Raw genomic sequence first — 12478 nt, 5'->3', positions numbered from 1 at the left:
TTCAGCTCGCGAGCAGGATCATGACAAGGAAGCCCAGGATCAGGGCCGTCACCACGCCCCACTTCAGCATCGCGATGAGCAGGCTGTAGTCCTCCTTGGCGCGATTGTAGTCGACCGGGCTGTCGGAGTTCTGGGTGGGTTCGGCGGCCATGGTTGCTCCCTTTATTGGCATGTTTGTCAGGGGTCATAGCCGCTCGGTGCGTCGCTCCCAAGCCCCCGGGACATTGTCACGGTTTGTTTACTGTCTTCACCCTATGGTGCCGGACAGAGGAGCCAAGCATTTGCGCGCCGACACCGTCCGTTTCCTGTTGCTGATCGATGCCGATCCCGCCGAAAGGCGGGTGGTCGCGGCGACGGCGGCGCGGGCGGGATGGAACACACTTGGCAGTCCGTCGGGAGAGCAGGTCCAGGAATTGCTGGGCGGTCCTAACGGGCATGAGATCAGGGCGGTGCTGGTCGGCCGTTGGGATATCCAAACCGGTCCGGCGCTGGTTCGCGCGCTGCGCGCCGATCGCCCTGGCCTGCCGATCATCGTTTTGGCCGAGGGGGGTTCGGTCGGCCAAGCGGTGGAAGCGATGCGCGCCGGTGCCAGCGATTTCCTGGTCCGCCCGGTTGCCCCCGAACGATTGCTCGACGCGCTAGCCGCCAATGCCGACCGCCGCCGCGCCTCGGGCGAATTGGCGCCCCTTTCCGAGAAAATGGCCCCCAGTCTTGCGCTGGAGGAGCTGGTCGGCGGTGCACCCGACTTCCGCGCCGCACTGGCGGTAGCCGCCAAGGCTGCGCGCAGCCGCCTTCCCCTGCTGATTGTCGGCGAGGCGGGATCGGGCAAGGAAACCATTTCCCGCGCGGTGCACGAGGCGAGCCCGCGGGCCCGCTCGGCGTTCGTCGCGCTCGACTGCCGCGCCGTGCCCGCCAACATCGTCGACAGCGAGTTGTTCGGCCATGTCGCCGGGGCCTTCCCCGGCGCTTTCGCCGAACGGGTCGGCAAACTGGTCGAAGCCGATGGCGGAACGCTGCTGCTGGACGAGATCGGCGATCTTCCCGCGGCGACCCAGGCCGCGCTAGACCGCGTGCTGGCCACCGGCGAAGTGCGTCCGGTCGGCTGCAACGGTTCGAACAGCGTCGACGTCCGGCTCATCGCCACCACCAGCCGCCCGCTTCCCGACAGCTTCGATGCCGGCCTTGCCGAACGCCTGTCAGGCACCGTCGTAGTCGTCCCGGCCCTGCGCGAGCGGAGCGGCGATATTCCAGCGCTCGCCCGTCACCTGCTGGCCCGCCACACCGGACAGCCCGGCATCCGCCCGCTGTCGATCGGCGAAGACGCCCTCCAGGTGCTGATGCGCTACGGCTGGCCGGGCAACGTCCGCCAGCTCTCGAACGTCCTGTTCCGTGCCGCCCTGCAATGCCAGGGCAGCGCCCTCACCGCGGACGACTTTCCGCACATCGCGCTGCAGTCGCGCTTTACCAATCGTGTCGGCGACAATGCGGGGGACATCGGATCCGCCGCGACATCGGCGGCGCTGGCAGGTGGCCAGTCCATCACCTTGTGGCAGGCAGACGGGCATCTTCGCTCGCTCGAAGAGATCGAGGGCGACCTGATCCGCCTCGCCATTGGTCACTACCGGGGCAAGATGACCGAAGTTGCGCGGCGGCTCGGGATCGGCCGGTCGACCCTTTACCGCAAGCTCGCCGAACTCGGCATCGACACCGGCGCTTGAAGCGCCCACAGGGCGGCGATGCAGATCGTCCTGCTCCTGGTTCTCCTGCTCGCGGCATGCAAACGTCCGGACCCTGCCCCCGACATCGCTGATGCGGCGGCGACCGGTGCGTGCCGATCCCTGCTGTTCGAAGGCCAGCGCTTCACCATCTGTCGCGATCCCGAAGCGCGGCTGGAGCTTGCGCTCGACGATGCTCGGGATCGGCCCTTGCGCAGCTTCGTCGCGCTGGAGCAGGTGGTGGGCCCCCGCGCCGCCAAGGTCCGCTTCGCGATGAACGCCGGCATGTTCGACGAGGAGGGTCGGCCGATTGGCTTGGCGATCGCCGAAGGGCGCGAGATGAGGTCGATCAACCGGCGGACAGACGGCGGCGGCAACTTCCACCTGCAGCCGAACGGAGTGTTCCTGGTTCGCGATGACGGCGCGGCCGAGGTGGTCACCACCGCTGACTTTCAACCTTCGCCTGATATCCGCTGGGCAACGCAGAGCGGACCGATGCTGGTCATCGACGGCAAGCTCAACCCGCGGTTCGATGCCGACGGTCGCTCACGCTATGTCCGAAACGGCGTCGGTGTGGACGCGGGCGGCGTCGCGGTCTTCGCGATCAGCGATGCACCGGTCAGCTTCGGCAAATTCGCGCGGTTGTTCGCCGGGCCGCTCGGCTGCCGCAACGCGCTTTACCTCGACGGCGCGGTGTCGAGCCTGTGGGATCCGGCCAATTACCGGATGGACGGTCTAGTCCCGATCGGGCCGATGATCGTTGCGATCGCGCCTTAGAAACGCGGTGTAAGCGCTTGATCGCGAAGGCCGCGCCAGACGCGCAGGGCCTGCACATTTTCGAAGACGTCATGGGCGCGGATGAGGTGGGCGCCCTGCTCTGCCGCCTTGATTGCCAGCGTGACGCTTCCGCTTAGCCGCCGATCGGCTGGCGCCTCGTTGTGCAAGGCCCCGATGGTCCGCTTGCGGCTGGCGCCGACCAGTAGCGGGCAGCCGAGCGCGTGAAAGGCGGTGAGGCCGTTCATCAGCTCGAGATTGTGGGCGACGCTCTTGCCGAAGCCGATGCCGGGATCGACGATGATCCGGTCGCGGGCGATGCCGGCGTCGACCGCCGCGGCGATCCGGTCCTCGAGCCAGAAGAAGACCTCGACCAATGCCCCGCGCGGGTAGGAGGGAGCCTCCTGCATGGTCTCGGGCGAGCCCTGGTGATGCATCAGCACCACCGGCACGCCGGCCTTCGCCACCACCTCCGCCGAGCGCTGGTCCCAGCCGAGCGCCGACACGTCATTGACCAGGGTCGCCCCGGCGCCGATCGCCGCTTCCATCACCGCGGCCTTGCGGGTGTCGATCGACACCGCCGCGCCCCCGGCAGCCAGTCGCTGAACCAAGGGCAGCACCCGCTCGATCTCATCGCCTTCCCAGACCTGGCGCGCCCCAGGCCGGGTGCTTTCACCGCCGACGTCGAGGATCGCGGCTCCCGCTTCTGCCGCCGCGAAGCCGTCGTCGGCACTCGCTGCCTGTCCGCCGCCTGAGAAGCTGTCGGGGGTGGCGTTGAGGATTGCCATCAGTTGCGGCTGGTCGAGGCGGATGGTGCGCTCGCCTAGCCGAAGAGGTGGGCGCACCGCGGTCAGCGATGCCCAGTCTGCCGCCATGGCGTCATCATCGAGGCGGGCTTCGATCTGTTCGACCGGCACCAGTTCGGCCGAAACCTGCCCATCATGGCCCACTTTGAGCAACTCGACGGCCGAGAACCAGCACATGGTTCCGGCCAGCCGAGCGACCTGCCCGTCATAGCCAAAGGGTGCGTCAACGAAGGCCGTCGGACGGAGAATGGTGCGCAGGGCCATGGTTCAGCTCAGCGCCGCCAGATGCTCCTGGCGGAGAGTGTCGAGCGGAACCAGCCCACCCTTCCGCTCGATGTGCCAGAAGGTCCAGCCGTTGCAGCTCGGTGCCTTGTTCAGACCGGCGCCGACCTTGTGGATCGATCCCGTATGCGGCCCGCAGCTGAGCGACCCGTCGGCCCGCACCGCCGCCTTCCAGCGCCGTTTGGCATCGGTCAGCACCGTGCCCGGCTGCACCAGGCCGCTTTCGACCAGCAGGCCGAAGGCGACGCGTGGCTGCGAGCGCTTGTCGGGCACCGTCTCCATCGCGCTTTCATCGAGCGGCAGGGTGGCCGCGATCCGTGCCTGGGCGGCTTCGATATAGTCTGCCTCGCGCTCGATCCCGATCCAGTGGCGACCGAGCCGCTTGGCGACTGCTCCGGTAGTGCCGGTGCCGAAGAAGGGGTCGAGCACGGTGTCGCCAGGCTGGGTGCAGGCGAGCAGGACGCGGTACAGCAGGCTTTCGGGCTTTTGGGTCGGATGCGCCTTGTGCCCGTCCCCGCCCTTCAACCGCTCGGCGCCCGAACAGATCGGAAGCACCCAGTCGGAGCGCATCTGAAGGTCGTCGTTGAGCGCCTTCATTGCGCGATAGTTGAAGGTGTAGCGGCTGTCCTGCGACTTGGAGCACCACAGCAAAGTCTCGTGCGCGTTGGTGAAGCGGGTGCCGCGGAAGTTGGGCATTGGGTTAGACTTGCGCCACACGATGTCGTTGAGGATCCAGAAGCCGAGGTCCTGCAGCGCGGCACCGACCCGGAAGATGTTGTGATAGCTGCCGATCACCCAGATCGCGCCGTCGTCCTTCAGTACCCGGCGCGCTTCGCTCAGCCAGGCGCGGGTGAAGCTGTCGTAGGCAGCCAGGCTGTCAAATCGGTCCCAGTCGTTGTCGACCGCGTCGACCCGCCCGCCCTCGGGCCGGAACAGGTCGCCGCCAAGCTGCAGATTATAAGGCGGATCGGCGAAGATCAGGTCGACGCTGGAGGCCGGAAGCGCGCGAATGGCCTCGATGCAGTCGCCCGAGATGATCCGCCCGCTGGGGTCGGCTTCGACCTTGCGACGGACGCGCGGCGTCGCGTCCCTGACGGGCGTCATGAGGTTCATCGGTGGCTTTCCCCTGCTTTCGGTCGCCATGGTGAGTCCGGCATGAGTCCGGGTCAACGAGGAAAGGGTTAACGGCCCCCGGAGGGTCGATGGAACGGAACGAGTCCGCAACGAGATGAACACAAGATGTTGAGTCCTGCCCGGTGTCCGGGACTCAAGCTGATGTGGTGTTGCGGCAAGGACTCAGCCCTGCCGCCATCTATTCCGCGGCAAATGCCAGCATCGCCTGGGCGGCGGCGTCAAGCGCTTCGCGGACCAACCCGAAGCTTCGGCGATGGAGGGGCGTAGGGCCCAATTCGCGCAGGGCGAGGCGGTGGTCGGGCGTGGGATAACCGCGATTCCGCTCCCATCCGTAGCCGGGATAATCCGCCGCATGAGAGGCCATGATCCGGTCGCGGGTGACCTTGGCGATGATCGAGGCGGCTGCGATCGAGCGGCAGCGGGCATCGCCCGCCACGATCGCACGGGACGGACGCTCCCACTTGGGGCAGCGATTGCCGTCGACTAGCACGAAAGCGGGATCGAAGCCGAGCGATTCGACCGCGCGGGCCATCGCCAGCATCCGCGCCCAGTAAATGTTGAGCGCGTCGATCTCCTCGACCGACACGATGCCCACGCCGCAGCGCGCCTGCTTCATCAGTTTGGCATAGAGTGCCTCGCGCGCCTCAAGGCTGAGCTTCTTGCTGTCGTCGATCCCGCGCGGAAAACGCTCGCGGTCCAGCACCACTGCGCCGGCCACCACCGGACCCGCAAGCGGCGCGCAGCCAGCCTCGTCGACCCCGGCGAGGGGCAAGGGATGATCCTTCTCGAGCTTGAAGCAGGGTCGAGCCATTCGAAGGACTTAGCACAGGCGTCAGCGCACGGAAGCCCGGCAAGGCAACACTCTGCCACGCCCAGGCCTTAGCGCCCCATGCCGATTGCGCTGCAAGCGGGCCTGTGGGGCCCCCTCTCTGTATCGGCCTTGCTGTTGGGGGCGCTAATCGGCTGGTTCGTGCCGTTGAAGCAGCGGATCGTGGCAGCGCTCATGGCGTTCGGCGCCGGCGTGCTGATCTCCGCCCTATCGTTCGAGCCGGTCGACGAAGCGTGGAAGGAGGGCGGCCTCCCGCCGGTCGCCGGCGGCTTCCTGGCCGGAGCGTTGCTCTACACCCTCGCAAATGACTGGCTGAGCCGCCGCGGCGCGCGGCATCGCAAGCGCAGCCACGAGCAGAAACGGACAGCGCAAGCCGAGAAGCATCCCGACAACAGCTCGGCACTGGCGCTGGGCGCTTTGCTCGACGGAATCCCTGAAAGCATCGTTATCGGTGTCAGCCTGCTGGAAGGCGGTGCGGTCGGTCTGGTTGCGGTGATTGCCGTTTTCCTGTCGAACATTCCTGAAGTGTTATCGAGCGCGGCCGGCATGAAAGCCGAAGGCAAGCGCGCAGCAGGCGTATTTGCGCTCTGGGGCGCGATCGCATTGGTGTCGGGTATCTCGGCAGCGCTCGGCTACATCCTGTTCGCCGGCGTCCAGCCCGAATTGCTCGCCTTCGTCCAGGCGATCGCGGCCGGCGCGATCCTGGCGATGATCGTCGACACCATGGTCCCCGAGGCGTTCGAAGGAGCCCATGATTTCGCCGGGCTGATCAGCGTCGCCGGCTTTCTCGCCGCCTTCGGGCTCAGCCGAATGGCTTGACAGCCCCTCCCCGCGATTGGCCGCGGAGAGGGGCAAAAGGTTTAGGCGTCGGCCTTCAGACGGTTTTGAAAACTCTTGCGTAACTTGTTGAGCTTGGGCGGAATTACCGTCATGCAATAGGGGCTCCTGCGGCCTTCGGTTTCCCAGTAATTCTGGTGATAATCCTCGGCCGGATACCAGGTCGTAGCAGGCTCCACCGTAGTTACGATCTTGCCGCCTTGCTCCTCATTCAACGCCGCGATCTTGGCGCGGGCGGTCTGCTCCTGCTCTTCCGAGAGCGGGAAGATCGCACTGCGATACTGAGTGCCGATGTCGTTACCCTGCCGGTTGAGCTGGGTCGGATCATGGGTCGCGAAGAAGATGTCGAGGAGATCGCCATAGGATATGACCGAGGGGTCGAAGGTCACCCGGATCGCTTCGGCGTGGCCGGTATTGCCGCCGCACACCTGCTTATAGGTCGGGTTGACGGTCTCGCCACCGATATAGCCGCTCTCGACGCCGCTCACGCCTGCGAGGTCGAGGAACACTGCTTCCGTGCACCAGAAGCAGCCGCCGGCAAGAATGGCTTGTTGTTCGCTCATTGAAGCACTCCGATTGGTTCGGAACGCATGTAGGAGCGACTCGCCCGCTTTGCGAGAAGTCAGGGGCGGTAAGACGCCTTGAGGCTGGCCAGTTCGAGCCGCTTGCCAACCCATTCGGCGAGCTCTTCGAAGCTCAGTTCGCGTTCGAACACGATGCCGGCGCGGCGGTCGGAATACCACCGTACCTCACCCTTGATCGGGCGCAGGCTCTCGACCACGACCACCACCTTGGCGCCGATGCAATAATCGTCGATCGGCCCGACCTTCATGCCGCCCAGCGACATGTCGTGGACGTCGACCTTGTAGTAGAGCTTGCCGATCTTGACCGTGGCCGAGCAGCCGACCTCGAGCCGAGGCGGACGCGGGCGGAAGCCGTGGCGCGGCTTGCGGCCGGCCAGCAACTCGCCAAGGTCTAGGCTCTGGTCGAACTTGAGGCCGATCAGCCCTTCGCGGATCCACACCACGCTCGCCGGGATCTTCTGGTTGTTGAACTCGACCTTCACCTCGGTCCCGACCGGTGGGCAACGAGTGCAATCGGCCATCAGGCCACCGGCCGACATGTTGCGGATGCGGATCAATTGCTCGCCGACCGGGCTGTCGAGCTTGGCGACGCGCAAGGTAGGGAGAAGGCGATTGTCCGTCCGGCGTTCGGGGGGACGCGGGACCGCAAGGCTCAGCGACACGGTGGTCGAGTCGAATGCGGCGGCATCGGCTTCTGCCGGGCGCCTCAGCTGGCGGCGGATCAGGCTATGAAACACGCGTTCCTGTCTCCCTCGCGACATCGTCCACGCAACTGCGCAGCGACATGGTCGTACGACACACACGGTTAAGAAGCGGTTGCATGTCCGGAGCAAAGTCGTGAAGGGGTGGCGTTAATGCCAAACCCGCCCCGCCTGCTTTTGATCGACGACGAACCCGCGCTTGCCGATTACATGGCTGCAGCCGCGCGGATGACCGGATTCGAACCGACCATCGCCGCCGAGCAGAAAAGCTTCGTCGCGGCATTCGGTGAGGCCCGGCCCGAGGTTGTGGTGCTGGACCTCGGCATGCCGAACACCGACGGGGTCGAATATCTGCGTTTTCTTGCGGAGCATGAATTCACCGGACCGGTGCTGATCGTGTCCGGATTCGACAGGCGCGTACTCGAAAGCGCTTTTCGCCTCGGCACCGAACTGGGCTTGCAGATGGTCGGTCCGCTCGAAAAGCCGGTCCGCCTCGATGATCTTGAGAGCCTCCTCCTGTCGCTGAATTCAGGCCGAGTCGGGTGAACAAGGATGACGTGCGGCTGCTCGACGAGCTTGAGCGGGCGCTCAGGCACGGCGAGCTGCGGCTCGCCTATCAGCCCAAGGTCGATGCGTTCGACGGATCGCTGATCCGGGTCGAGGCGCTGATGCGCTGGACCCACGAGGAAATGGGCGTGATCTCCCCTGCCCGCTTCGTGCCCCTCGCCGAGCAGCACGGCCTGATCGACGGCCTGACCCAATGGGCATTGCGGACGGCGCTGCGCCAGTTGCGGGTGTGGAATAACGCCGGGCTCGACACGTCGGTGGCGGTGAACATCTCCGCGATGAGCCTCGAACAGCTCGATTTTCCCGACCTGGTAGAGCGGATGTGCCGGGCGCTAAACGTGCCGACCGATCGGCTGGTCCTCGAACTGACCGAGGGGGCGACCCAGCCGCTGATCAACCTGATGGACACGCTGACCCGGTTCCGGATCAAGGGCGTCGGGCTGGCACTGGACGATTTCGGCACCGGCTATTCGGGCCTGATCCAGCTGCGCAAGCTGCCGTTCAACGAAATCAAGATCGATCGCCAATTCGTCACCGATCTGCCGACCAGCCGCGACGACCAGGTGATCGTCCGCTCGGTCATCGAGCTCGCCCATGGCCTGGGGCTGCAGGTAACCGCCGAGGGTGTCGAGACGGTGGAGCAGCTTGCCGCGCTGCGCGATCTCCGCTGCGACCTCATCCAGGGATATCTCGTCGCCCACCCCCTTGAGGCTGGCGAGCTGGTGGCCTGGGCGAGCCGCCACAAACGGCGGTGGAAGCTGCTGATCCGCCCGCCGCAGGAAGAACCTCAGCGGATCAAGGCCTGACCGGCCCGGCCAACGCTCGTGCCATCGCCATCGCTGCGATGCCGGCATCGATCGTCGCGTCGCTCTTGGCAAAGCAGAGGCGGATCAGGCCGCGCTCCGGCTCACCCTCGGTGAACGGCGACAAGGGAATCACCGCCACGCCCGCCTGCTCGACGGCCATCGTCGCGAAGTGGCGGTCGTCCAGCGAGATGCCGGATGCAGGCAGGTCGACGCACTGGAAATAAGTGCCTTCGCTGGGCAGCAAGACATAGCCGGCCTCCTGCAACCCGTCGGCAAGGCGCTGGCGAGCACGGGCGAACCCGTGGCGGGGTGGGTCCAGCCATTCCGGGTGCCCGAGCCCGGCAGCGACCGCGGCCTGCAGGTGCGGCGGGGTGGCGAAAGTCAGATACTGGTGGGCGCGGGCGATGATGTCGGCCAGCCCTGCGGTCGCCGCCGCCCATCCGACTTTCCAGCCGGTCAGCGAGAATATCTTGCCGGCCGAGCCGACCTTGACCGTCCGTTCCGGGGCGAGCGACGCAAGCGAGGTGAACCGCACGCCCGGCGCCAGCACTTCCTCCCATACCTCGTCGCTGAGGATCAGCAGGTCATGCTCGCGCGCGAAGTCGACTAGCGTTCCGAGTTCCTGCCCGTCGAGGAGGCGTCCAGTAGGATTGTGCGGGTTGTTGACGACCAACAGCCGTGTCGACGGGGTGGCCGCCGTCTCGAGCAACGCGCGATCGATCCGCCACGACGGCGGCCGCAGCACGACTTCCTGGACCTGCCCCCCTGACCGGCGGATCAGCGGCGCATAGGCGTCATAGGCGGGCGCGATGACGATGGCCCCGTCACCCGGCTCTAGCGCGGCGAGCAGGACGGCAGCAATCGCCTCGGTTGCGCCGCTGGTGACGACGAATTGCTCCGGCTTGAACGCGAGCCCTTGGCGCTCGGCATAGAAGGCCGCCAGCGCTTCCCGAAGGACCGGCAGGCCCCGTGAGGGCGGATACTGGTTGCTGCCTTTGCGCACTAATCGTGCGGCATCTTCGAGCAGAGGCTCGGGCCAGCCGAAATCGGGGAAACCCTGACCGAGATTTACAGCACCGTGGCGGGCCGCTGCGAGGCTCATCTCCTCGAAGATACTGACCTTCATCGTCTCGAACTGCGGGTTCACAGCAGCACCCCGCGATCGCGCAGTTCGACGATCTCGTGCTGCGACAGTCCTAGTTCGGCGAGGATGGCGTCGCCATCGCATCCCGGATCGCGAGGGAGCCGCGGCGGCGGCGAAGGCGTTCGCTCGAACCGGGGGGCTGACCGCGGCTGAACCACGCCGTCTACATCGATGAAGGTCCCGCGCGCCCTGTTATGCGGATGCTCCGGCGCCTCCCCGAGATCGAGCACCGGCGCGACGCAGGCGTCCTTGCCGTCGAACTGCGCCATCCACTCATCGCGTCCGCGGGTGGCGAAGGCCGCGGCGATCGCTTGGCGGCCCGCGCCCGGCGCAAGGCCGAGCCCGTCGTACAAGGCGGCACGGAACTGCGGTTCGATCGCCCCGACCGCCAAGTCCTTTCCATCGGCGCAGCGGTAGCAGCCATAGATGGGATCACCCCCGTCGAGCAGGTTCGCCCCGCGCTCGTCGCGCCACATGCCCGCCGCGCGCAGGCCAAAGACGATCGCGCCGGTCAGCGCGGCGCCGTCGGTCATGGCGGCATCGATCACCTGCCCCTCGCCCGTCCGCTGCGCCGCGATCAGACCGGCCAGCATCCCGAACGCCAGCATCAGGCCGCCCCCGGCATAATCCGCCACCAGGTTAAGCGGCACCGCAGGCGGTCGATCCGCCTCGCCGATGCACGACAGCAGGCCGGTCAGCGCGAGGTAGTTGATGTCGTGCCCGGCATCCTGCGCCAGCGGGCCCGTCTGCCCCCAGCCGGTCACCCGCCCATAGATCAGCCGCGGATTATCGCCGAGCAGCCGCTCCGGCCCCAGCTCCAGCCGCTCCATGACGCCGGGGCGATAGCCTTCGATCAAGCCATCCGCGCGGGCCGCAAGCCCGCGAACGAGGTCGCGCCCCTCGTCCTGCCGTAGATCGAGCGCGATGCTTTCGCGGTTGCGGGTAAGCGGATCATTGGGGATCGAAAGGTTGCCCGGCCGCTCGACCCGGATGACCCTCGCCCCGTGGTCGGCCAGCATCATCGCCGCGAACGGGCCGGGCCCGAGCCCCGCCATCTCGATGATCGTCAATCCTTCGAGAGCCCCGGCCATTCGAACCCCTTTCCTTTGCCGCCTTGGCGCCTAGGCTGGTCCGAACGCAAGGGAGATTGCAATGCTGGACACCTCGACCCGGACCCTGTTCGAGAGCGAGCATGACGCCTTCCGTGACACGGTGCGGCGGGTGGTCGACACGCTCGATACCGATCGCCACGAGCGCGAGGGCATCGTCGAGCGCGAAGCCTGGCTGCGCGCCGGCGAGGCCGGGATGCTGTGCCCGACCGTGCCGGAGGAATATGGCGGTCTCGGCCTCGATTTCCGTTTCAACGCGATCGTCTCGGAAGAGGCCTCCTATGCCGGTAGCGCGGTTGGCTGGTCGCTGCAGAGCGACATCGTCGCCGACTATGTCCTCGCCTATGGCAGCGAGGAGCAGAAGAAGAAGTGGCTGCCCCAGATGGTCAGCGGCGAGGCGATCACCGCCATCGCGATGACCGAGCCGGGGGCCGGAAGCGACCTCCAGGGGATGAAGACGTTTGCCCGCAAGGCCGGCAACGGCTGGCGGCTGTCGGGCTCCAAGACCTACATCACCAACGGCCAGGCGGCGGATCTGGTGATCGTCTGCGCCCGCACCACCGAGGAGGGTGGTGCGCGGGGCATCTCGCTGTTCCTGGTCGAAACCGGCGACGAGGGATTCAGCCGTGGCCGCAACTTCGACAAGATCGGGCTCCACGGCAACGACACGTCCGAACTCTTCTTCGACGAGGTTGCGCTTCCCGCCGACCGCCTGCTCGGGCCAGAGAATGGCGGCTTCGCGATGCTGATGAACCAGCTACCGCAAGAGCGCCTGTCGATCGCCGTGCAGTGCCAGGCCGCCGCCCAGCGGGCCTTCGACCTCGCGGTCGAGTTCACCAAAGACCGCAAGGCGTTCGGCAAGAGCGTGTTCGAGTTCCAGAATACCCGCTTCACCCTTGCCGACCTCAAGACCCGGCTGCAGGTCGGGTGGGCGCATCTCGACTGGGCGATCCAGCGCCACATGCGGCACGAACTGACCCCGGCCGAGGCGAGCGGCGCCAAACTGTTCCACTCTGAACTGCAATTCGCGGCCTGCGACGCCTCGCTGCAGCTTCACGGCGGGGCCGGATACATGAACGAATATCCGATCGCCCGGCTGTGGCGCGACGCCCGGGTGACCCGCATTTACGGCGGCACGAGCGAGATCATGAAGGAGCTGATTGCCCGTTCGATCTAGGCTCGTTACCCCG

The 12478-nt window shown here is 66.6% G+C and carries 14 protein-coding genes; 6 read left to right on the top strand and 8 right to left on the bottom strand.

What is annotated here, in order from left to right; all coding sequences use genetic code 11:
- Window position 1: 1 nt before the first annotated feature.
- Window positions 2–151, bottom strand: coding sequence for a hypothetical protein (locus M1K48_RS02985; RefSeq protein ID WP_249504393.1), 150 nt, complete (start codon window positions 149–151; stop codon window positions 2–4).
- 130 nt (window positions 152–281) lie between these two features.
- On the opposite strand from M1K48_RS02985, the gene M1K48_RS02980 reads away from it, so the two are divergent.
- Entirely contained in the window at window positions 282–1718 is a 1437-nt protein-coding gene (locus M1K48_RS02980) for a sigma-54-dependent transcriptional regulator (RefSeq protein ID WP_249504392.1), read from the top strand.
- A gap of 18 nt (window positions 1719–1736) precedes the next feature.
- Complete coding sequence (locus M1K48_RS02975) at window positions 1737–2492, top strand: phosphodiester glycosidase family protein (RefSeq protein ID WP_249504391.1); 756 nt, start codon at window positions 1737–1739, stop codon at window positions 2490–2492.
- On the opposite strand, the gene folP is transcribed toward M1K48_RS02975, so the two are convergent.
- The 3 genes from folP to M1K48_RS02960 form a co-directional block, all read right to left on the bottom strand.
- Window positions 2489–3559, bottom strand: a complete 1071-nt coding sequence (folP, locus tag M1K48_RS02970) for a dihydropteroate synthase (protein WP_249504390.1) — start codon at window positions 3557–3559, stop codon at window positions 2489–2491. The two genes, M1K48_RS02975 and folP, sit on opposite strands and share 4 nt — an antisense overlap.
- A gap of 3 nt (window positions 3560–3562) precedes the next feature.
- Window positions 3563–4681, bottom strand: coding sequence for a site-specific DNA-methyltransferase (locus M1K48_RS02965; RefSeq protein ID WP_249505157.1), 1119 nt, complete (start codon window positions 4679–4681; stop codon window positions 3563–3565).
- 208 nt (window positions 4682–4889) lie between these two features.
- Window positions 4890–5522, bottom strand: coding sequence for a ribonuclease HII (locus tag M1K48_RS02960; RefSeq protein WP_249504389.1), 633 nt, complete (start codon window positions 5520–5522; stop codon window positions 4890–4892).
- 78 nt (window positions 5523–5600) lie between these two features.
- On the opposite strand from M1K48_RS02960, the gene M1K48_RS02955 reads away from it, so the two are divergent.
- Window positions 5601–6359: a ZIP family metal transporter gene (locus M1K48_RS02955; protein WP_249504388.1), complete on the top strand. Its 759-nt coding sequence runs from the start codon at window positions 5601–5603 to the stop codon at window positions 6357–6359.
- 41 nt (window positions 6360–6400) lie between these two features.
- On the opposite strand, the gene msrA is transcribed toward M1K48_RS02955, so the two are convergent.
- A complete protein-coding gene (gene msrA / locus M1K48_RS02950; RefSeq protein WP_249504387.1) occupies window positions 6401–6940 on the bottom strand; it encodes a peptide-methionine (S)-S-oxide reductase MsrA in 540 nt (179 codons plus the stop codon).
- 59 nt (window positions 6941–6999) lie between these two features.
- Complete coding sequence (locus M1K48_RS02945) at window positions 7000–7698, bottom strand: PilZ domain-containing protein (RefSeq protein WP_249504386.1); 699 nt, start codon at window positions 7696–7698, stop codon at window positions 7000–7002.
- Between the two features lie 117 nt (window positions 7699–7815).
- On the opposite strand from M1K48_RS02945, the gene M1K48_RS02940 reads away from it, so the two are divergent.
- Window positions 7816–8208, top strand: a complete 393-nt coding sequence (locus tag M1K48_RS02940; RefSeq protein ID WP_249504385.1) for a response regulator — start codon at window positions 7816–7818, stop codon at window positions 8206–8208.
- Window positions 8205–9035 (top strand): EAL domain-containing protein, encoded by an 831-nt coding sequence (locus M1K48_RS02935; protein ID WP_249504384.1) that lies wholly within the window; start codon window positions 8205–8207, stop codon window positions 9033–9035. Before M1K48_RS02940 ends, M1K48_RS02935 begins: the two co-directional genes overlap by 4 nt.
- Here M1K48_RS02935 and M1K48_RS02930 read toward each other — a convergent pair.
- On the bottom strand, window positions 9025–10182 hold the full coding sequence (locus tag M1K48_RS02930; RefSeq protein ID WP_249504383.1) for an aminotransferase class I/II-fold pyridoxal phosphate-dependent enzyme: 1158 nt from the start codon (window positions 10180–10182) through the stop codon (window positions 9025–9027). The genes M1K48_RS02935 and M1K48_RS02930 overlap by 11 nt on opposite strands.
- Window positions 10179–11270, bottom strand: coding sequence for a CaiB/BaiF CoA transferase family protein (locus M1K48_RS02925; protein WP_249504382.1), 1092 nt, complete (start codon window positions 11268–11270; stop codon window positions 10179–10181). The genes M1K48_RS02930 and M1K48_RS02925 overlap by 4 nt, the downstream gene beginning before the upstream one ends.
- Window positions 11271–11331: 61 nt before the next feature.
- Between M1K48_RS02925 and M1K48_RS02920 the strand changes: the two genes are divergently transcribed.
- Window positions 11332–12465, top strand: coding sequence for an acyl-CoA dehydrogenase family protein (locus tag M1K48_RS02920; protein WP_249504381.1), 1134 nt, complete (start codon window positions 11332–11334; stop codon window positions 12463–12465).
- Window positions 12466–12478: the final 13 nt, after the last annotated feature.

Source organism: Sphingomonas glaciei (assembly GCF_023380025.1).
GTDB classification, from domain to species: Bacteria; Pseudomonadota; Alphaproteobacteria; order Sphingomonadales; family Sphingomonadaceae; genus Sphingomicrobium; species Sphingomicrobium glaciei.
The sequence above is the reverse complement of the archived record's forward strand: the minus strand, read 5'-3'. Positions and strand labels throughout refer to the sequence as shown.

Coding starts and splice junctions, on each gene's coding strand:
- M1K48_RS02985 (WP_249504393.1), bottom strand. CDS start 151: ATGGCCGCCGAACCCACCCAGAACTCCGACAGCCCGGTCGACTACAAT.
- M1K48_RS02975 (WP_249504391.1), top strand. CDS start 1,737: ATGCAGATCGTCCTGCTCCTGGTTCTCCTGCTCGCGGCATGCAAACGT.
- folP (WP_249504390.1), bottom strand. CDS start 3,559: ATGGCCCTGCGCACCATTCTCCGTCCGACGGCCTTCGTTGACGCACCC.
- M1K48_RS02965 (WP_249505157.1), bottom strand. CDS start 4,681: ATGACGCCCGTCAGGGACGCGACGCCGCGCGTCCGTCGCAAGGTCGAA.
- M1K48_RS02960 (WP_249504389.1), bottom strand. CDS start 5,522: ATGGCTCGACCCTGCTTCAAGCTCGAGAAGGATCATCCCTTGCCCCTC.
- M1K48_RS02955 (WP_249504388.1), top strand. CDS start 5,601: ATGCCGATTGCGCTGCAAGCGGGCCTGTGGGGCCCCCTCTCTGTATCG.
- msrA (WP_249504387.1), bottom strand. CDS start 6,940: ATGAGCGAACAACAAGCCATTCTTGCCGGCGGCTGCTTCTGGTGCACG.
- M1K48_RS02940 (WP_249504385.1), top strand. CDS start 7,816: ATGCCAAACCCGCCCCGCCTGCTTTTGATCGACGACGAACCCGCGCTT.
- M1K48_RS02925 (WP_249504382.1), bottom strand. CDS start 11,270: ATGGCCGGGGCTCTCGAAGGATTGACGATCATCGAGATGGCGGGGCTC.
- M1K48_RS02920 (WP_249504381.1), top strand. CDS start 11,332: ATGCTGGACACCTCGACCCGGACCCTGTTCGAGAGCGAGCATGACGCC.